The following is a 19340-nucleotide window of genomic DNA, read 5'->3' as shown; positions in this document are numbered from 1 at the left end:
TCAGCAGTGTACCGGTCCCAGGCCGTGGCAGGCTGGGGACATGCCCGCGTGGTCCTGGTTCATCGTCGCCGTCATCCTCGGCGGCGCGCTGCTCGCGCTCGCCGCGCTGGCTGACCGCCGCTCGCGTCGCCGCGCCACCGGCGCCGACGAGCCCGCCCCGCGACGCGGCCTCGACGACGTGGACCGCCACGTTCCGCACTACCTCACGCAGGACGAGATAGACGCCATGCCCGCCCCTGCGTCCGGACGTGGACCGGCCCCGCTCTCGCCCGCGGGCGAAGGGTTCGGATTCGGGCACGCCCATGCAGACTTCGCGAACCACCGCGACGGCGCCGCGCACAGCGAGCCGCTGATCCTCGTCGTCGACGGCGACGTGACAGCCATGCGCGAACTCCTCGCCCCCCTGGGCAGAGCCAGTGATGAGCACCCGTTGGCCATCGTCGCCGCCGGGTTCCACCCTGAGGTGCTCACGACGCTGACTGCCAATCGCAGGGCGCTCGCCCTGCCTGTGGTGGCCGCAGTGGCGGGTTCCCGCGACAGGACGCGGCTGGCCGAACTCCTGGGCGTTGCCCCGGTCCCGTCCGAGGATCTGAGATCGGGCTACCTCCCCGAGCAGGCATACGGGCGGGCCGCCACATGGTTCAGCACCCTCAAGCGGACCTGGGTGGACCCCCGGGATCTTCCCTGAACCTCAACCCATGACAGTGAACCTCAACCGAGAGTTGAGCTCACCTTGATTCTGAGGCATCCAAGAGTTTCTCACTGCACACTCAGCCTTAACTTTCGGCCAGGCGCTCCACCATAATGCCTAGTCAAGTCCATTGAGAACGTCACCATCCCCCAAAATCCCACGGCTGTAGTTCTTACCCCGCAGACGGCGTGTCGGCTTGCATCCTCTCACCCAATTCTCAGCGCTCGTTGTCCGATCATGAGGATCGCTCTTAGTCTCCGGGGCAGTGGCCGGACGTGTCGGGGGCTACGGAGCCCCGAGGAAGCGGCACGTCCGACCTCCCGAAGTAAGTGCGAGGAGAGACGTGAGAACAGCATTCAAAGGCCTGCGCGGCATCGGTGCCGCGGCAGGCATCGCCGTCCTGGTCCAAGGGCTGGGCACGCTGGCCATCGGGCCGGCGGCGGACGCGGAGATCGCCAACGTGACCGCCACCACCAACGTCAACATCCGCACAGCCCCCACCGTCTCCAGCACGCGCCTGGCCGTCCTGCAGAAGGGCCAGAGCCTTCCCAGCCAGGGCTCCTCCAACGGGTGGACGACGGTGACCTACCAGGGGCGGACGGCCTACGTCGCCAGCGCCTACCTCAACGGAGGCACCGCCGCCTCGACGCCGTCGTCGACCACCTCCAACGGCAGCACCACTTCATCGACCGGCACCGTGTACACCACGGCCAACCTCAACCTGCGCGTCGGGCCCTCGCTGTCCGACGCAGTCTCGGTCGTCGTCCAGCGCGGCACAGCACTCCAGCTCGCCGGAAAGGTCAGCGGCGCCTACGTCCAGGTGTCCCACAACGGCAAGCTTCTGTGGGCCGCCTCGCAGTACATCAGCGCGACCGCGGCGGCAGCCTACGGCCAACTCCCTGCAGTCACCGGCAAGGGCCGGGCCACTGCCGCCCTCATGATCCGCACCACGCCCTACACCGGCTTCGTCAACCTCGGCGACGTGCCGGCTGGCACCATCCTCGACACCACCGGAGTGGTGACCAACGGCATGGCCCAGGTGGTCTACAAGGGCGCCGTCAGGTGGGTCAACGCGAAGTATCTGGTGGCCGTGAGCGCCAGCACGCCGGCCCCCACAGCGCCCGCCCTGCCCGCCACCACCGTCCGCTACGCCACGACGGTGCTCAACATCTGGACCGCAAGCAGCGGAACCTCCTACGTGGGCGAGATCCCCAGGGGCGGCGAGGTGCGGGTCACCGGCCTGGTCACCAACGGGCGGGCCCAGGCCGTCGTCAACGGCGCCGTCCGCTGGGTGACGGCCCGCTACCTGTCAACGACGAAACCCTCCGAGAGCACGGCCTCCAGCGGCAGCAGCACCACCCTCAACCGCGGCTACTCGAGCGGTCTCGACCAGACCAACGCCAACGTCCAGGCCATCGTCCGCGACATCTGGAACCGCTACCCCGCGATCAAGACGATGTACGGCTGGCGGCAGGATGTCACGCCGGACCACCCCGCGGGCCGCGCCGTCGACGTGATGATCCCGAGCTACTCGAGCAACCAGGCCCTCGGCTGGGAGATCGCGAACTACTACAAGGCCAACGCCTCGAAGTACAACATCAACTACATCATCTTCGCGCAGAAGATCTGGTCGGTTCAGCGCTCCAGCGAGGGGTGGCGGCTGATGGCAGACCGTGGCAGCGACAACGCGAACCACTACAACCACGTCCACATCAACACCTACGGGTAAGCTGGGTCGGTGCGAACGGCGTCGCCCTTCCCCCCAGGGTGGCGCCGTTCCGCACGTCCCACAGGCCCTCAACTCGCTCCAGTTTCCGCCCCCGTTTGCGCGGTCCCGCCGCGAGTCTCTAGACTCTGCCTAGCTGGTCCCCATCGTCTAGCGGCCTAGGACTCCGCCCTTTCACGGCGGCAGCACGGGTTCGAATCCCGTTGGGGATGCTCCTGTCCACTCCCCCGCGGAGTGGGCTGAAACGGTAACGACAAGGCGTTTCGGTCGATTTCCCTTGAGGGAATCACTCACGCTATAGTTACCGGGCTGGCACGGCCAGCAGGTCAAGAAATTGGCCCCGTAGCGCAGTTGGTTAGCGCGCCGCCCTGTCACGGCGGAGGTCGCGGGTTCGAGTCCCGTCGGGGTCGCTAGGTCGGCTTAAACGCCCGGCCATCTGGCCAGGTAGCTCAGCTGGTAGCAGCGTTCGCCTGAAAAGTGAAAGGTCGCCGGTTCGATCCCGGCCCTGGCCACCGATACCCCGCCCCGGCGGGGTTCTTTCGGTTCTAGCCCACACTGAGCAGCGCGAGGGCCTCATCGATCTCGTCCGGGGATAGCGCACCCTTGCGGATGTCCGCCACCGTCCCGTCGGCGTTGATGAAGTAGTGCGTCGGCACTGACGAGGCGAGGTAACGCAGCGAGATCTCGCCGATCGGGTCCGGCACGCTCGTGATGCTCAGCCCCATCCGCGCCGCGTAGTCGGTCACCAGCTCGCGGTCCTCGCGCAGGTAGATGGCCACCACGTCGATGCGATCCGACGCCTCCTCCACGTCAGGAAGCTCCGCGCGGCAGATCGAGCACCAGGTGGCCTGGAACAGCAGCCATACGGGTCGGCCGGCATAGTCCTCGAGCGAGACCGGGGCCCCGTCGATGTCCAATGCCCTGAATCCGGGGGCGAGGGCCCCGACGGACGGCCCCTGGAGCGGCACCGCCTGCCCCGTGGAGGCCGCCTCACTGGCCGCCCCACCCTTGATGAGGTAGATACCGCCGACGACCAGCGCGACGAGCACAGCGAGCCCCAGAGTGCCAAGGAGGCGCCCCCGGGCCCGGTTGCTAGGCATAAGAGTGCAGCCCTCCGAAGAAGTGGTTGCCGAAGTAGGCGAACAGGATGGTGAGGAACCCGATCACGAGAAGCCAGGAGGCCTTGGTGCCTCGCCAGTCCCGCACGACCCGGGCGTGCAGGAACGCGCCGTAGACCAGCCAGGTGACCAGCGCTGCGGTCTCCTTCGGGTCCCAACCCCAGTAGCGACCCCACGCGGTGCTCGCCCACACCGAGCCCAGCACGATCATGATGGTGAGCAGAGGAAAGGTGATGACGGCCGCCCGGTAACCCACATCGTCAAGGACCTCCTGCCGCGGCAGGTGGACGCGGGTGATGTGAGGGTGGAGAAGGTAGAGCACGGCCGCGCCGAAGGACACGCAGGCGGCGCCGTAGGCGATGATCGCGAACCCGACGTGCAGGGTCAGCAGCAGGTTGTTCTGAAGGGCAGGGATCAAGGGCCGGACCCCGGTGTCCAGGCTCAGCGCGTAGACCAGCATGGCCGCCGCCACGGGCAGCACGACCAGCGACAGCATCCTGATCCGGTAGCGCAACCCGAAGAACAGGTTGACCAACAGGATCCCCCACGTGAAGGCGACGGCGAATTCGTGCTGGTTCGCGAACGGCCCGTGCCCGGTGAGGCTCATCCGGATCACCATGTAGGCCGTCAGCAGTAACAACGCGATCACCTGGAACGCCGTGGCGTACCATCCCAGGCTGGTCCCTCTTCCGGCCTGCACGGGCGCCTCGGACCGCGCGGGAGCCAACGCGGCACCACCCACACTGACCTTCGCGCGCACGCTGACCGTCGCAACGGGATTCCTGCGGCGCGAGGTGACCAGCGCGATGCCGCTGACCAGGCCCAGCAGGACGAAGACCGCGGCGGCGGTTACCAGATATTCAGCGAACTCGAGCATCAACAGGCTCCTTCTCAGCAGCGTCCGGGGCGGTCGCGTCGATCTGCTCCACGAGGGCACGGAAGTGCCGCTCGAAGGTGGTGTCCAACTTCTCGGCGGAGGCGATGCGCAGCATCGTGTGATCCCCCTCCGGCACGGCGCGCACCCAGAGGCGGCGGTGGCGCAGCGTGAAGGTCATCGTCATGCCGATCACCAGCAGGGCCGAGCCCACCCACATCCACATCGCCCCCGGGTCCTGGCGGGCGATGATGCCGGTGTAGCGCTGCTCCCGCTCGAAGGTGAGCTGCAGCCCGTCCCCGGAAGCGGTCTCCCCCTGCTCCACGGGCAACACGTCGATCTTCTCGCCGCTGGCCACGTCGTAGAGCTCGAAGACGGCGCTCCCCGCAGTGATGGCCGCGTCGACCGCACCGGAGGCGGGCGTGACGACCAGTACCTCGGTGCCGGCGGCCTCCGGGGTGACCTTGCCGATGGCGTAGCGCCCGTCGTTGCTCTGCCACTTCAACGGGACCGATCCCTCGAACAGGGTGGCGCCGGCATCGTCGGCGATGCGGATGCGGGCCGCGATCCCGAAGGAGGCCTGGTGAAGCGCGGTGCCCTCCACCACCAGCGGCGAGTTGACCCGGACGTCGCGGGCATCAAGCACGGCACCGTCGCGGGTGACGACGAGGTGGCTCACGTAGTCCGTGGGGCGGCCGGCGTCGTCGTAGGAGTCCTTGAAGGACTGGGCGGTGACCGTGAGACCGGTGCCGTGGCCCACCTCGACGCTCTCGCCGACGGCGATGTCGAGGTTCTGCTCGAAGCCGGTGAACGCGGACACCCCGAAGGCCGCCAGGATGACCACCATGGCGGCATGGGCGATGGCCGTGCCGAAGGGGCCCCACCTGAACCGGTCGGCGTAGAGGCCGACGGCGGGGGCGGCGAGCCGTTCATCCGCAAGGAAGCGGTAGCGCTGGCCACCCAGCACGGAGCGCACGTGGCCGTCCGCCTCCTGCGGACTCAGCGGCAGCGTCATCTCCGCCCGGTACTGCGCATGCTCGAAGAACTTGTCGGTGACATGCGTCCGGGGACGGGTGGCCCGCTCCCACAGCTGCGGAAGCCGGTGCACGGTGCAGGCGATGATCGACATCGCCAGCAGGGCCGTCACTGCGAGGAACAGCGGGGAGGTCCAGAGCCCGAACAGGCCGAGGAACTCGAGGACGGGCGTCCATCCGCCGTAGCGGGGCCGCACGGACTCCAGCCAGTCTGCTCTGGCGAGGGTGTCCAGCCCCGAGGGGGCCTGGACGATCAGGGTGCCCAGCAACGACAGCACGGCCATCGCCAGGATGACCAGAACCCCCAGCAGCTTCGAACGCAGAACCCGGTAGATCCAGCTGAACAGCTCGCGCACGGCCCCTCACTCCTCGCTGGACGGGGACGGGGAGGCCGCTGAGGCGGCCAACGCATCCAGGTGGGAGCGCACGGTGGCCGCCAGGTCCGAATCCGGCGCCACGTCGAGCACCCTCTGCCAATCGGCCTGAGCCGCCTCGGCGTTGGGCGGATCCTCCGACAGGTGGACGAAACCCAGGTTGAACCAGGCCTGCGGATTGCTGGGGTCCACCTCTGTCACCGTCGTCCAGAGCTGCTCCGCCCGCTTCACATCACCGTCGTTGAAGGTGAGCACGCCGAGTTCGAGGTTGGCTGCGACATCCTCCGGGCTGTCCGCCAGCGTGGCCTCCAGCTCGGCCCTGCGGGCCACGCTGTCGGTGGCCGACGCCTGGGTTGCCTCCGTGGTCGCGGGAGCCGCGGTGTCCGCGGGGAGACCCAGCCGGAACACCCCGTAGACCACCGCCGCAACCAGCAGCACGCCCAGCAATGGCATGAGAAACCCGGACTTTCTGGGCACCGACGTGACCAGGGCCGCCGGCTTGTCCGCCGGCGTGTGGACGACGGGGCGACGGCGGGGCTCGTCGTCGTGCTCCCCCAGCTCGGCCAAGGCGAGGTCTGCCGCGTCGTGGACCCCGGTGGGCGTGATCGACGGGGGTTCCGGCTGCGCTGACGAGGCGAGCGCTCGTGCCTCGTCCGCGCGGGCGTCGGCCCAGTCCCGCAGCGGCCCAGGGGCCGTGGCGAGGAAGTCCAGCAGGAGTTGGGTGTGCGCGTCCGCGGGGCCCTCGACCGTGTCGGGGGCCCCGGGCCGCGCGCTGGTGTCAGGCTCCACGTTCCTCGGACTTCTTCTCGTTCTCCGCGCTGATGTCGGAGGGCTCCAGAGTGGTGACGTCGACGCCGCTGAGGACCAGCTGACCCTTGCGCGACGCGTCGAGCGAATCCGCGAGGATCCGCTGGATGTAGGCCGGCGCGTGGAACCCGTAGGAGTTCTCGGAGTACACGTAATCCAGGTAGAAGCTCGCCTTGTTCTGGAACTCGCGTGCCTGCTCGATCGCCTCCGCCGGGGTGCCGTCCGTCTGCGCCGTCTCCAGTGCCCGGATCAGCGCCACGAGCGAGTCGAAGGCCACGTCGCGGGTGCCGATGAACTCATCCTGGATGCCCACAACGCGCTCGGTCATCTCCTCCTCGCTGGTGTGGTGGCAGGTCATGCAGGAGGAGTTCACGGCCAGTAGCGGCGACTGGATGTGATGGTCGGTGACCTTCCTCGCGCCTTCAGCCTCGTAGGGCATGTGGCAGTCGGCGCAGCTGACGCCGTTGGCCGCATGCACCGAATTGGACCAGAAGATGTCGAACTCGGGGTGCTGCGCCTTGACTACCTGGGCTCCCGTGGTGGCGTGCTCAAAGTCCTTGTGACCGTCCTCCAGGTAGTACTCCCAGATCTGGTCGATGTCCAGGCCCTTGGTCCAGGGGAACGTCAGCTCCTTGGTGTCCTTCTCGAAGTAGTACTCCACGTGGCATTGGCCGCACACGAAGCTGCGCATCTCCTGACGCGTGGCGTCACGGTTGACGTCGTAGTCCTCCACACCCTCGCTGGCCTTGAGCGCCGCGATCCCCTTCTCGAACGCCGGGCGGGTTATCCGCAGCTCCATGGTCTCGGGGTCGTGGCAGTCGATGCAGGCCACGGGGTGCTCGACGAGCTGGGTGACATCCGCGTAGGACATCTGGTTCATCGCCGTGAAACCGGCCTCGCGATCGCCGTCGCCGAGCTCGTCCATGAGCGCGACGGTGGAGGCGTGGCAGTTGAGGCAGGTGCCGGGCTGGTTGAACTCGGTGACCCGCAGGGTGTAGCGCTGGTCCTCGAGCATGTACTCGTGCCCGCGGGCGTGGCGGTAGTCCACGGAGAACGGGTAGCCGGCCCACATGTCCGTGAGCCGCGGATCCTCCTCCAGCCTGCTGGTGGACACGATGGTCCGCGGATCGGTCGCGGTGGGCGTGCGCTCCTCCTCGACCGAACCCGCGTGGGTGGTTCCCCCCATCTGCTGCGTCTCCAGGTAGGACTGGTACTGGGCGGGGAAGTTCTGCCCCCAGACAGCCGGGTCCACGACGGTATCGTCGAGTTCGACCACCTTCGTGAACGAGTCGCTGGCCTCACCCATGCGCTCGATGACGTTCGCCAGCAGCGCGGTGATGCCCGCCGTGACGACGGCGGTGATCGCTATCGCCACGATGAGGATGCCGATCCAGCGGTTCCGCTTCCTCTTCTCCGGCGTTGCCTGGGGTTCTTCGGTGGTAGTCATGTGCCTCACCTGCTCCTGTGCCCGACGTCGACGTGGCAACGGGTGCAGTTGACCTGCTCGCTGCCGGCTGTCATTCGCATATCGCTCGTGAAATCAGAGTGGCAGTAGAGGCACGCCTCGTTCGTCACCGCCCGGTTGGAATCACGGATCTCGATGTTCTCGGGGTACCAGCCGGTGGTGAACTTCAACCCGTGCCAGAACCCGTTGTCGGCCTTGACGTAGTACTTGTTGACGAGGTTGTCGTGGGGAGCGTGACAGTCGTTGCACGTCGCCACATTGGTGTGGCTACCCGCCAGCCAGGCGTCGTACTGGCGCTCCATCACGTGGCAGTTGACGCAGGATGCCGGGTCGTTGCCGAGGTAGGAGATGCCGCGGGCGTACACGAAGGTGAACAGGCCGACGCCGATGAGCGAACCCACGACGAATACCGCTGCTGCGATGAGCAGCCGCGGCTTCGTCATCCAGGCGCGGACGCCGGTCTTCGCGGTCAAGGCAATCACTCCTACGACGCATGGTAGTGCTACGCGTAGTAGTAGATGCCGAGTTTGGCAGAACCTGCGGCGAGATCAGCGGGCGTAGCAGCGCAGGAAGCGCGAGTACTCCGCGAACACCTTCGCCCGAACGTCGGCCCCTGACAGAACCAGGTCATGGACCGCATCCGGGATCCGGGCAATGACGACGAAGTTGCCCAACTGGGGGGCGCGGGCCGCGATCCGGTCCACGTCCAGCACGACGTCCGCCAGGCGGAACTCCTCGGCCCACACCCGCCGGAAGTCGCTTCGCCCGGAGACTGCCACCAGCACGGGGCAGTCGATGGAGAGGCCGGCGGCGACGCTCGCGTGCCCCTCGAGGATGGCCGCCATCCACCCCACCCGGATCAGGAACGCCGGGTCACCCTTGAGGTTCGCGTTGTACGCCCACTCGCCCTCCTCCGCCTTCGAGATGGTTCGGCGGTAGAAGCCGGTGTCCATCTGCGGCAGGGCCGTGGTGGCCACGACGGCGCGGGCGGCGCTGAACATCGGCTGGGTGGCTGGGCGCAGCAGGGAGTTGGCCTGCAGTTCCAGCCAGGGCGCGTTGAGGATCAGCGCCGAGAACACGCCCGGGCGCTGGTCCGCCCAGAGGGAGGCGATGAGGCCGCCCGTCGAGTGGCCCATCAGCACGATGTCGTCGTGCCCCTCGTCGACGAGGATGGCGAGAGCCCGGTCAAGCTCGTGGAAGTAGTCCGTCAGGTGAACGATGTAGCCGGCCAACTGCTTGCCGCGCAGCGACCGGCCGTAGCGGCGAAGATCCACGGCGTAGAAGTCGTAGCCCTGGCCGGCCATCTCGTCAGCCAGGTGGGCCTGGAAGAAGTAGTCATTCCAGCCGTGGAGATACAGGACGGCGCGACGACCCGTGGGTGCGTTGCGCCGCACGAGCGTGGCAACGAGACTGCCCTCAGGCTCAAGGGCGTACGTCGGCTCCTCCGGCAGAGGAATGACCAGCTGCTCGTAACCAGGCAGCTCGGTGTCCGGCACCCACGGGTGCGGAGCCTCAGGAGGTGTGGCGCTCGAACTGATCGTCGTCGTAGTCGTCGTCCTCGCCCGTCGTCTCTGCGTAGGCCTCGGGGATGTCGTTGTTGGTCTCGTCGACGACAGCATCGCCCCTGAGCTCGCGCTCCAGGGACGTGAAATCGGTGGACACCGAGCGATACTTCAGATCGCGGGCCACCCTTGTCTGCTTCGCCTTTGCACGGCCGCGCCCCATATCGGGTCGACCCCCTTGCTTTGTCCATCGCGGGTTGGCCGCGGAATCTGTCAGATACTCGTGGGGTACAGGCTACCCAATCCGGCGGGTTCCTCCAAAGAGCGCACTGTCGCTGGGCAGCGGCGTTCGCCGCCGTCGAACGCATCCGGGCAGCGATAGGCTGAGGCATCCAACCCTCGAGGAGTTCATCGCAACATGGGCAAGATCATCTACACCCTCACCGACGAGGCCCCGCTGCTCGCCACGTACTCGTTCCTCCCCATCATCAACGCCTTCGCCGGCCAGGCCGGGGTGGACGTGGAGACCCGCGACATCTCACTGGCGGGACGGATCCTCGCCCAGTTCACCGACACCCTCCCCGAGGATCAGCGGATCGACGACGCCCTGGCCGAACTCGGCGAGCTGGCCAAGTCGCCGAACGCCAACATCATCAAACTGCCCAACGTGTCGGCCTCCGTGCCACAGCTCAAGACCGCGGTGGCCGAGCTGCAGTCCCAGGGATTCCAGTTGCCTGACTACCCCGAAGATCCCCAGAGCGACGCGGATCGTGAGGTCCGCGCACGCTACGACCGCGTGATGGGCTCGGCCGTCAACCCGGTGCTGCGCGAAGGAAACTCGGACCGCCGCGCGCCGGAGTCGGTGAAGAACTACGCCAGGAAGAACCCGCACCGGATGGGCGCATGGACCTCAGACTCCAGGACCGCCGTTGTCACCATGGAGGCGGACGACTTCCGCCACAACGAGCAGTCCGTGGTCCTTCCGTCAGCGGACACCCTCACCATCCGGCACCGCGCCAGCGACGGCACGGAGACCGTGCTCAAGAGCGGCCTGTCCGTGCTCGCCGGCGAGGTCATCGACGCCACCGTCATGCGGGCCGCGGCGCTGGATGAGTTCCTGCGCACCCAGGTGGCCGCTGCCAAGGAATCGGGGGTGCTGTTCTCCATCCACCTCAAGGCCACCATGATGAAGGTCTCGGACCCCATCATTTTCGGCCACGTCATCCGGGCGTTCTTCCCCGACGTGTTCGAGCGCTACGGCGCGGACCTCGCCGCGGCGGGCCTGTCCCCCAACGACGGGCTCGGCGCCATCCTCGCAGGGCTGGACGCGCTTCCGAACGGGGCCGAGATCAGGGCAGCGTTCGAGAAGGGCCTTGCCGACGGACCGACGCTGGCCATGGTGAACTCGGACAAGGGCATCACCAACCTGCACGTCCCCTCGGATGTCATCGTCGACGCGTCGATGCCCGCCATGATCCGGCAGTCGGGCCACATGTGGGGCCCCGACGGCGGGGAGGCCGACACACTGGCGGTCCTTCCGGACTCGTCCTACGCCGGTGTGTACCAGGCCGTGATCGAGGACTGCCAGGCCCACGGCGCCTTTGATCCGCGCACCATGGGCACCGTGCCCAACGTCGGCCTGATGGCGCAGAAGGCCGAGGAGTACGGCTCGCACGACAAGACCTTCGAGATCGCGGCGGACGGCGTGGTCGAGGTCGTGGACCAGTCCGGCACCGTACTGATGAGCCACACGGTCGCGGCCGGTGACATCTGGCGGGCCTGCCAGACCAAGGACGCCCCCATCCAGGACTGGGTGAAGCTGGCTGTGACCCGCGCCCGCCTCACCGGATGGCCGGCGGTCTTCTGGCTGGACACGGAGCGGGCGCACGACCGTCAGCTCATCGAGAAGGTGCGCGCCTACCTCGCAGATCACGACACCGACGGGCTCCAGATCGAGATCATGAACCCCGTGGAGGCCACGAAATTCACGGTCGAACGCCTCCGCAAGGGTGAGAACACTATCTCCGTGACCGGCAACGTGCTCCGCGACTACCTCACGGATCTGTTCCCCATCCTCGAGCTGGGCACCTCCGCCAAGATGCTGTCGGTGGTGCCGCTGATGGCCGGCGGAGGCCTGTTCGAGACGGGCGCCGGTGGGTCCGCCCCGAAGCACGTGCAACAGCTCGTCGCCGAGGACTACCTCCGATGGGACTCGCTCGGCGAATTCCTGGCACTGGCCGCCTCTTTCGAGCACCTCGCCCAGACGGAGGGCAACGCACGCGCCGGCATCCTCGCCTCCACGCTGGACCGCGCCACCGGCACCTTCCTTGACCGGGACAAGTCACCCACCAGGAAGCTCGGCGGCATCGACAACCGCGGATCGCACTTCTACCTGGCGATGTACTGGGCCCAGGAGTTGGCCGCCCAGACCGACGACGCCGAGTTGGCCGCGGTGTTCGCACCGATCGCGGAGTCACTGAGCACCAACGAGGCAGCCATCGTCGGGGAGCTGTTGGCCGTGCAGGGCAAGCCTGCCGACATCGGCGGCTACTACCGCCCCGACGAGGCGAAGACGGTCGCGGTGATGCGCCCGTCGCAGACCCTGAACGAGATCATCGACGCCCTCTGCTGAGGCCCTCGACACATAGGCGACAGGCGCCGCCCGATGTGGGCGGCGCCTGTCGCGTCATGAGCGTGAGGTGGTTTGACCGCTCAGGCGAAGAGCCTCTTGAGCCAACCCGCGAAGCCAGCCTGAGCTGCGGGGGCCGCCTGCTCGGTGGCTGGGGCGGCCGGGGCCGGGGCCGGCTCCACCGCGACAGTCTCGTCGGCGACCGCCTCGGCGGACGCCTCGGGGTCCTTGATGGCGGACACCTCGAAGACCAGGTTCACATTCTCGGAGACGAGGACGCCACCGGTCTCCAGCGCCGCGTTCCACACCAGGCCGAAGTCCTTGCGGTTGACCATGACCGAGCCGGAGAGCCCGACGCGCTCGTTGCCGAACGGGTCCGTGGCCACGCCGTCGTAGTCGAAGTCGATGACCACCGGGCGCGTGACGTCCTTGATGGTGAGGTCGCCCTCGACGCGCAGCGTGTCGTCAGCGGGGGCGGTGACGCTGGAGGAGGCGAAGCGGATGGTGGGGTACTGCTCGACGTCGAAGAAGTCCGCGGAGACAAGGTGTCCGTCGCGGTCCGCGCTTCCCGTCGAGACCGACGCGGCGTTGATGGTCATGTCGAGGGCCGGGGAGCTCAGGCTGGCGCCCGTCGAGGCGGTGCCGGAGAAGTCGGTGAAGGCGCCACGGACCTTGGTCACCATGGCGTGGCGGGCGGTGAAGCCGATTTCGGTGTGGCTGGGGTCGATGGTGTAGGTCCCGGCGAGCTGGTTCAGGGCGGTGGCGGTCATGGGCGTCTCCTCGTGGCGGCGTGCGGTAGGTCGTTGAAAGTGAAACCAGACTAGCCCGTCTTAGTTGAACTGTCAATTATCCCGTCAGCGACCCACGGGCTGCGGCTCGCGCTGCGCGGTCCACACGCGCAGCCGGAGCGGCCACCCCCGCTCGATCGCGAGCCGGACACCGTCGTGCGTCACCAGGTAGCCGAGCACCGCCAGGGCTGCCATCCCGGTGGCCACCGCGCCGGTGAGCACCATGGCGCGGGGCCCCCAGAGCTCGCCGAGCCAGCCGATCACCGGGGCGCCGAGCGGTGTTCCGCCCGTGAAGATGGCCACATAGACGGCCATCACGCGACCCCGGTACTCCGGTGCCGTCCCGAGTTGCACCGCGGCGTTCGCCGTCGTCATCACGGTGAGCGCGAAGAATCCGCAGGGCACCAGGAGAACGGCGTAGACGGCGAAAGTGGGGGCTGCCGACAGCAGGGCCGTGCTGACGGCGAAGGCGCCCAGCGCGAGCAGGACCGTGCGGAGGCCCGGCTGCGTGCGCCGGGTGGCGACGAGCGCGGCGCCGAGCGTGCCGATCGCCATGACGGTGCCGAGCAGCCCGTACTCCTGGGCCCCCTTTCCGAACACCTCAGTGGCCATGGTGGCGTTGTAGATCTGGAAGTTCATGCCGAAGGTGCCGAGGGCGAACACGATCACCATGAGGACCACGAGGTCCGGACGGTCGCGGAGATAGCGCAGACCGTCGACGGTGGCACCCCTCGCCTTGACCCGCCTGGAGGGGCGAAGCTCGCCGGGGCGGAGCGCCACCACCGCGGCCAGCATGGCCCCGAAGCTGAGCGCGTTGATCAGCAGCGTCGGGCCCACACCAAATGCGGCGATGAGGAGGCCGGCGGCTCCGGGGCCGACGAGGCGGGCCCCGTTGAATGAGGTCGAGTTCAACCCCACCGCATTGGGGAGGAGTTCGGGGGCGACCAGCTCGGAGACGAACGACTGCCGCGCCGGGTTGTCGAACGCGGTGATGACGCCCTGGAGGAAGGCGAAGACGAACACGTGCCACAGCTGCACCACGCCCAGCGCCACCACGGCCCACAACGCCAGCGCCGTGATCCCGAGGAGGACCTGGGTCACCAGAAGCAGGCGCCGCTTGGGGAGGCGGTCAGCCAACGCGCCGGCATACGGGGCGAGGATCGGGATGGCCAGGAACTGCAGCGCGGTGACCATGCCCAGGGCGGCGCTCGAGCCGTCGGTCAGCTCGGTGAGGACCAGCCAGTCCTGCCCCACGCGCTGGACCCAGGTCCCGATGTTGCTGATCAGGGCCCCGGCGAAGAACACGCGGTAGTTGCGCACGGCGAACGACGCGAACATGCGCCCCCGGTCACTCCGCATGCGACACCTCCATCAGGAGGTCCGCCGCCCGACGCAGCAGGTCCAGCTGCTCGGGCGACAGGGTCGCGATGTGGGCAAGCATCCACGTGTCGCGGCTGGCGATGGTCTCCTCCACCACCCGACGCCCCTCGTCGGTGAGCGAGACGAGGATTTGCCGTCCGTCCTGCGGGTGCGGCGATCGCTCGACGAGCCCCTTGTCAGCCAGGCAGTTCACGGTCCGTGTCATCGACGGCGTGCTCACCGCATCGCGGGCCGCCAGCTGCGTGGGCGTCTGGGGCCCGGTGAAGTGCAGGAACACGAGCACCGAGAACTGGTGCGGCGCGACGTCGCTGGTGCTCTCGAACCGCACCCGGCGGGAGATGCGCTGACACGCGACGCGCACGTCGTTGGCGAGGCTGAGAAGATCTGGGTCGTAGTCCGGCATGCAGTCCTTTCGCGGGAACTGCTTAGCCTAGTTCATTATCTTGGTTAATCAACTGCGGGGGTGCGGGCGGCGAGGCGGCGCGCGGTCAGCAACGGGAGAACGACCTGGCGGGCCGATTCGCGGGCGGCTGACAACGCCCCTAGCGACACGACGTCTCCCCCGAGCCCCGAGGCGACGATGCCGGGCGGCGGCAGCTCCAGCTCGCCTGCCATGTGCGCGACGGCGATCTCGATCACCTCGCCCAGCGTGCCCGCGATGGCCCCGCACACGACGATGACCTCGGGATCGTAGAACCGCGACACCACGGTACAGATCCGCCCGAGCGTGCCCCCCAGCTCCTCCACCAGCGGCCGCGCCACAGGGTCCGCCAGCCGCGCGCGAGAGAGGACCGCCTCGCCGGTGACGGCGCCCCCACTCAGGGCGGCCCAAGGGTGGTCAGCAGGAATCGCGCCCATGCCGAGCTGCGCCCTCAGCCACTGCTCCGCCAGATAGCCGAGACCCCAGGTGCCGCCGACACCGGGCACATAGGCAAGTGCCTCGAGCTCCCCGACGCCGCCGTGCGCGCCGCGCACCAATCGCCCCTCCAGGACCACGCCCGAGCCCAGGCGAAGCCCCGACAGCATCGCGACGTAGTGCTCGCGCCCCTGCGCCTCGCCCAGGGACCCCTCAGCGACAGCGGCGAGGGAAGCGTCGTTCTCGACACGCACGACAGGGAACTCCCCACTCAGCGCCTCACGGAGGCCTGCGTTCATATAGCTCCAGAAGCCGGACGTGTGCGTGGGCGAGGCCCCCTGGCCGTCGACCGGGGCAGGCACGCCCACCCCGACGGCGATCACCTCATCTCGGCTACCCCCGGCAGCGGCGAGCACCGCGTCGATGGCCCGGAGGGCCGCGGTGTGCCGGGTGGCCGGGTCCGGAGCCTCCAACTCGAAGAAGCTGGTGAGGTCGAGGTGTTCGCGCGCGAGGATCCGGCCGCTCAGATCGGCGGCCATCGCGGAGAAGCGTCGGCCGCCGGCGTCGAGGCCCACGATCAGTCCGGCCTCGCCTCGCAGCTCGAATCGTCGGGCAGGCCTTCCCAGCCGCTGGGCGGGCCCCGCGGAGCTCGTCACCTCCTCGATCAGGCCGACGTCGATCAGCTCATCGAGCGCGGAGAGTGCCGTGGATCGGGTCATTCCGAGGGCGGAAATGACGTGGTCCGCCCCGAAGGCGCCGGAGTCCCACGCGTGGTCGAGGACCGCCTCTGTGCTCGCGCGGTGGCGCGTCTGGCGCTCGGCCACACCCACTTTCCGGCACCCCCCTTGACGATCCCTCAACCGTGATGCATCCTAGACCCAGATGACTTTCTTCGATAGTTAAATCTATTGCTCGAAAACAAATCAGTCACCGACGACGAAGGGACAACGACGTGCCTCACCCCTCACCGACGCCTCCCCCAGGGCTGGCCCCCGCCTCCTGGGCGCCGCCTCGGCGCACCTTCCTCAAGGCCCTCGCGGCGGTGGGAGCCGCCAGCACCATCCCGTTGGTGACCGGCTGCTCCTCTGGCGGGCAGCAGACCATCCTGTTCCACCAGTCCAAGCCGGAGGCGGTGCCCTACTTCCGCCAGCTGGCTGCCGACTTCACCGCCTCCCAGGACCAGTTCCGGATCCTGCACGACATCTCGACGAACCTCTCGGCGAGCTTCGTGCGCAGCAACCCGCCGGACCTCGGGATGCTCAACTACAACCTGGAGATGGCCAGGTTCATGGAGCGCGGTGCGCTCTCGGACCTCTCGGACCTGCCGGAGGCCGCCACCATCCGCGAGGACATCATCGAGCTGTCGAAGTCCTACCCGCAGTACGAGGATCGCACCAGCGTGCTCCCCTACTCCGCGATGGCCGCGTCCGTGATCTACAACAAGCGCATCTTCGCCGACAACGGCGTCGAGGTGCCCACCACCTGGGATGCGCTCATCGACGTGTGCGAGAAGCTCACCGCCGCAGGGGTCACCCCGTTCTACGCCACGTTCATGGACCCGTGGACCATCATGCAGGGCTGGTTCGACTACCCGGCCGGCGGCATGGTCGACATCGCCGAGTTCTACCGGAAGATGAACGAGATCGGCGCCGACGTCGGCCCCGACTCCGAGGTGTCCTTCCAGAAGACCATGCTCGAGCCGGTGCAGAAGATGGTCCAGCTCACCGGATACATCAATGACGACGCGGGGAGCCGCGGATACGGCGACGGCAACACCGCCTTCGCCAACGGCGCCGCAGCGATGATCTTCCAGGGCCCCTGGGCCTTCGGCGAGTTCGAGAAGGTGGGCAACGACCTGGACCTCGGCACCTTCCCCCTCCCCGCGACCGACAACCCCGAGGACCTCAGGGTGCGCGTGAACATCGACCTCTCGCTGTGGGTGCCAGAGGTGGCCGACGGGCGGGAGGGCGCTCGCGCCTTCCTGCAGCACCTCATGAAGCCGGAGATCCAGAACCCCTACAACGCCGAGTTCCTGGGCTTCGGCACCACGAAGAACGCTCCCCCGGTCACTGACGAGCGGATCATCGGTATGCAGGAGTACTACGACAGCGGCCGGTTCTACATGGGCCCGTCGCAGTTCATCCCCAACAACATCCCCGCCCCCAACTACTTCCAGTCGATCGCCCTCGGGGCTGAGCCGGAACCGCTGCTCGCGCAGCTGGACCGCGACTGGGCCCGGCTCGCCTTCCGCGCCTGAGACAAAGGAGTCACACGCATGTCAACCCCGTCCAGGGCCAGCGCGCCCGCAGCGAAGACAGGGCCGAGACGCCCCGTCGAACCCGTCTACTGGTTCTTCCTGGTGCCCGCCGTCGCGGTGTTCACCCTGATGATCGCCTACCCAGCCGTCGAGGGCATCACGATGAGCTTCACCAACTCGATGGGCTTCGGCGACTTCGAGTGGATCGGCTTCCGCAACTACGTGGCCCTCTTCCGCGACGAGAACATCCTCTCGTCCTACGGCTTCACCCTCCTGTTCGCCGCCGTCACCGTCATCCTGGTCAACGTCATCGCCTTCTTCCTGGCCCTCGGGCTCACCTCGAAGATCAAGTTCACCAACCCGCTGCGCACCGTCTTCGTCATCCCCATGGTGATCTCGGCCATCATCTACTCGTTCGTCTTCCGCTTCCTGTTCAACAACTCGCTGCCGCAGATCGGTGCGGCACTGGGGATCGACGGCCTCTCGACGAGCCTGCTGGCCAACCCGGACTGGGCGTGGTTCGCCATCGTCCTGGTCACCACCTGGGGCTCGGTGCCCAGCGCCATGCTGATCTACATCGCGGGCCTCATGACGGTCCCCGGTGAGGTGTACGAGGCCAGCTCGATCGACGGTGCCACCCCGGCGAAGAACCTGTGGCACATCACGCTGCCGCTGGTGGCCGGCTACGTGGGCATCAACATGATCCTCGGCTTCAAGGGCTACCTGGCTGTCTACGACCAGATCGTCGGCCTGACCCAGGGCGGCCCCGGCACCGCCACCCGCAGCGTCGCGTTCACCATCTTCGCCGGCTTCAGCGGCGGAGACTACGCCTACCAGATGGCCAACGCCGCCGTCTTCTTCGTCATCACCATCGTCATCGCGCTGCTGCAGCTGCGCCTCACCCAGGGAAGGTCCGGGTCATGAGCACCCCACTCGCCACCGTCGCCGTCGGCGTCCCGGCCCCCACTGCGGCGTCGCGCCGCGGGCGGGTCGGCCAGGAGAAGGTCAACTGGACCGCCACCATCCTGCTGATCCTCGCCGCAGTCACCGTCCTCGTGCCGCTCTACGTGACCATCTCGATGGCTTTCAAGACCACCCAGCAGTCCACCGACCTGAACGCGTTCAGCCTCCCCAACCCATGGAGTTTCAGCGGGTTCGTCGAGGCGTGGAGCCTGACCAACTTCCCCCGGGCCTTCCTCGTCTCCCTGATCGTGACCCTGGTGGCCGTGGCCGGTGCCATCCTCGTGTCGTCGATGGCCGCCTACGCCATCGTGCGCAACTGGGACCGGAAGCCCTTCAAGTACTCCTTCTACTACCTGCTCGCCGCCATGTTCATCCCGTTCCCGGTGGTCGCGCTGCCGCAGGTGCGGCTCACCGGCCTGCTGGGGTTGGACAACTACTTCGGGGTCGCGATTCTCCACATCGTGTTCGGGCTGGCGTTCAACACCCTGCTGTTCAGCACCTTCCTCCGCTCCATCCCGCTGGAGCTCGAGGAGTCCATGCGCATGGACGGCGCGAGCACCTGGCAGGTGTTCTGGAAGCTGATCTTCCCCCTGCTGTCGCCCATGGCGGCCACGGTGGGCATCTTCGCCTTCCTCAGCTCCTGGAACGACTTCATGATGCCCTCGCTGATCATCTCCCAACCCGAATGGCAGACGATCCCCGTGGTTAACAACATCTTCCAGACCCAGTTCAGCAACAGCTACAACGTGAGCTTCGCGTCGTACCTCATGGCCATGGCCCCCGCCATCGTCGTCTACCTGTTCGCGCAGCGCTGGGTCATGTCCGGCCTGACCCAGGGCGCCATCAAGTAGCGTCGAGCGAACCATCCAAGGGGTG

Annotated in this window: 18 protein-coding genes and 3 tRNA genes; 9 read left to right on the top strand and 12 right to left on the bottom strand. The window is 67.7% G+C overall.

The window, feature by feature from the left end:
• Window positions 1-40 precede the first annotated feature (40 nt).
• The 5 genes from ACZK39_RS12895 to ACZK39_RS12875 all read left to right on the top strand — a co-directional run bounded on the left by ACZK39_RS12895 (window position 41) and on the right by ACZK39_RS12875 (window position 2929).
• Entirely contained in the window at window positions 41-688 is a 648-nt protein-coding gene (locus ACZK39_RS12895) for a hypothetical protein (RefSeq protein WP_182782284.1), read from the top strand.
• A gap of 346 nt (window positions 689-1034) precedes the next feature.
• The gene (locus ACZK39_RS12890; RefSeq protein ID WP_182799024.1) at window positions 1035-2420 is read left to right on the top strand and encodes an SH3 domain-containing protein; all 1386 of its coding nucleotides are present in this window, start codon (window positions 1035-1037) and stop codon (window positions 2418-2420) included.
• A gap of 136 nt (window positions 2421-2556) precedes the next feature.
• Window positions 2557-2629, top strand: a tRNA-Glu gene (locus ACZK39_RS12885).
• 124 nt (window positions 2630-2753) lie between these two features.
• A tRNA-Asp gene (locus ACZK39_RS12880) sits at window positions 2754-2827 on the top strand.
• Window positions 2828-2855: 28 nt separating this feature from the next.
• Window positions 2856-2929 (top strand) — tRNA-Phe (locus tag ACZK39_RS12875).
• A gap of 33 nt (window positions 2930-2962) precedes the next feature.
• Here ACZK39_RS12875 and ACZK39_RS12870 read toward each other — a convergent pair.
• The 8 genes from ACZK39_RS12870 to ACZK39_RS12835 all read right to left on the bottom strand — a co-directional run bounded on the left by ACZK39_RS12870 (window position 2963) and on the right by ACZK39_RS12835 (window position 9814).
• Window positions 2963-3517: a TlpA family protein disulfide reductase gene (locus ACZK39_RS12870; protein WP_182799025.1), complete on the bottom strand. Its 555-nt coding sequence runs from the start codon at window positions 3515-3517 to the stop codon at window positions 2963-2965.
• Window positions 3510-4412, bottom strand: coding sequence for a c-type cytochrome biogenesis protein CcsB (ccsB, locus tag ACZK39_RS12865; protein ID WP_459056309.1), 903 nt, complete (start codon window positions 4410-4412; stop codon window positions 3510-3512). Before ccsB ends, ACZK39_RS12870 begins: the two co-directional genes overlap by 8 nt.
• On the bottom strand, window positions 4396-5799 hold the full coding sequence (locus tag ACZK39_RS12860; RefSeq protein ID WP_463613537.1) for a cytochrome c biogenesis ResB family protein: 1404 nt from the start codon (window positions 5797-5799) through the stop codon (window positions 4396-4398). Before ACZK39_RS12860 ends, ccsB begins: the two co-directional genes overlap by 17 nt.
• Window positions 5800-5805: 6 nt before the next feature.
• Complete coding sequence (locus tag ACZK39_RS12855) at window positions 5806-6606, bottom strand: tetratricopeptide repeat protein (RefSeq protein WP_463613536.1); 801 nt, start codon at window positions 6604-6606, stop codon at window positions 5806-5808.
• Entirely contained in the window at window positions 6596-8071 is a 1476-nt protein-coding gene (locus ACZK39_RS12850) for an ammonia-forming cytochrome c nitrite reductase subunit c552 (RefSeq protein ID WP_459056306.1), read from the bottom strand. Before ACZK39_RS12850 ends, ACZK39_RS12855 begins: the two co-directional genes overlap by 11 nt.
• Before the next feature lie 5 nt (window positions 8072-8076).
• Entirely contained in the window at window positions 8077-8562 is a 486-nt protein-coding gene (gene nrfH / locus ACZK39_RS12845; protein WP_255422096.1) for a cytochrome c nitrite reductase small subunit, read from the bottom strand.
• Between the two features lie 75 nt (window positions 8563-8637).
• Window positions 8638-9585 carry an alpha/beta hydrolase gene (locus ACZK39_RS12840; protein WP_182782518.1) on the bottom strand — a complete coding sequence of 316 codons (948 nt, stop codon included), beginning with the start codon at window positions 9583-9585 and terminating at the stop codon, window positions 8638-8640.
• A 16-nt stretch (window positions 9586-9601) separates the two neighbouring features.
• The gene (locus ACZK39_RS12835; protein WP_182782278.1) at window positions 9602-9814 is read right to left on the bottom strand and encodes a DUF3073 domain-containing protein; all 213 of its coding nucleotides are present in this window, start codon (window positions 9812-9814) and stop codon (window positions 9602-9604) included.
• Between the two features lie 195 nt (window positions 9815-10009).
• Here ACZK39_RS12835 and ACZK39_RS12830 point away from each other — a divergent pair, with 195 nt between their 5' ends.
• Window positions 10010-12223 (top strand): NADP-dependent isocitrate dehydrogenase, encoded by a 2214-nt coding sequence (locus ACZK39_RS12830; protein ID WP_463613535.1) that lies wholly within the window; start codon window positions 10010-10012, stop codon window positions 12221-12223.
• A gap of 80 nt (window positions 12224-12303) precedes the next feature.
• Here ACZK39_RS12830 and ACZK39_RS12825 read toward each other — a convergent pair whose 3' ends face one another.
• The 4 genes from ACZK39_RS12825 to ACZK39_RS12810 form a co-directional block, all read right to left on the bottom strand.
• A complete protein-coding gene (locus ACZK39_RS12825; protein ID WP_463613534.1) occupies window positions 12304-12990 on the bottom strand; it encodes a YceI family protein in 687 nt (228 codons plus the stop codon).
• Window positions 12991-13074: 84 nt separating this feature from the next.
• Window positions 13075-14367, bottom strand: coding sequence for an MFS transporter (locus ACZK39_RS12820; RefSeq protein ID WP_182799031.1), 1293 nt, complete (start codon window positions 14365-14367; stop codon window positions 13075-13077).
• Window positions 14357-14791, bottom strand: a complete 435-nt coding sequence (locus ACZK39_RS12815) for a MarR family winged helix-turn-helix transcriptional regulator (protein WP_463613533.1) — start codon at window positions 14789-14791, stop codon at window positions 14357-14359. Before ACZK39_RS12815 ends, ACZK39_RS12820 begins: the two co-directional genes overlap by 11 nt.
• Before the next feature lie 44 nt (window positions 14792-14835).
• Entirely contained in the window at window positions 14836-16074 is a 1239-nt protein-coding gene (locus ACZK39_RS12810; protein ID WP_463613532.1) for an ROK family protein, read from the bottom strand.
• Window positions 16075-16196: 122 nt separating this feature from the next.
• On the opposite strand from ACZK39_RS12810, the gene ACZK39_RS12805 reads away from it, so the two are divergent.
• Genes ACZK39_RS12805 through ACZK39_RS12795 form a run of 3 tightly spaced genes read left to right on the top strand, consistent with a single transcriptional unit; the run spans window position 16197 to window position 19315 of the window.
• Window positions 16197-17501: an ABC transporter substrate-binding protein gene (locus ACZK39_RS12805; RefSeq protein ID WP_463613531.1), complete on the top strand. Its 1305-nt coding sequence runs from the start codon at window positions 16197-16199 to the stop codon at window positions 17499-17501.
• An 18-nt stretch (window positions 17502-17519) separates the two neighbouring features.
• Window positions 17520-18425: a carbohydrate ABC transporter permease gene (locus tag ACZK39_RS12800; protein WP_182782271.1), complete on the top strand. Its 906-nt coding sequence runs from the start codon at window positions 17520-17522 to the stop codon at window positions 18423-18425.
• Complete coding sequence (locus tag ACZK39_RS12795; protein ID WP_182782270.1) at window positions 18422-19315, top strand: carbohydrate ABC transporter permease; 894 nt, start codon at window positions 18422-18424, stop codon at window positions 19313-19315. The genes ACZK39_RS12800 and ACZK39_RS12795 overlap by 4 nt, the downstream gene beginning before the upstream one ends.
• The last annotated feature ends 25 nt before the right edge of the window (window positions 19316-19340 follow it).

The sequence above is a fragment of the Tessaracoccus luoxuelianae genome (assembly GCF_055326245.1).
Note: the sequence above shows the minus strand (reverse complement) of the source record. Positions and strands in the feature narration are given on the sequence as shown.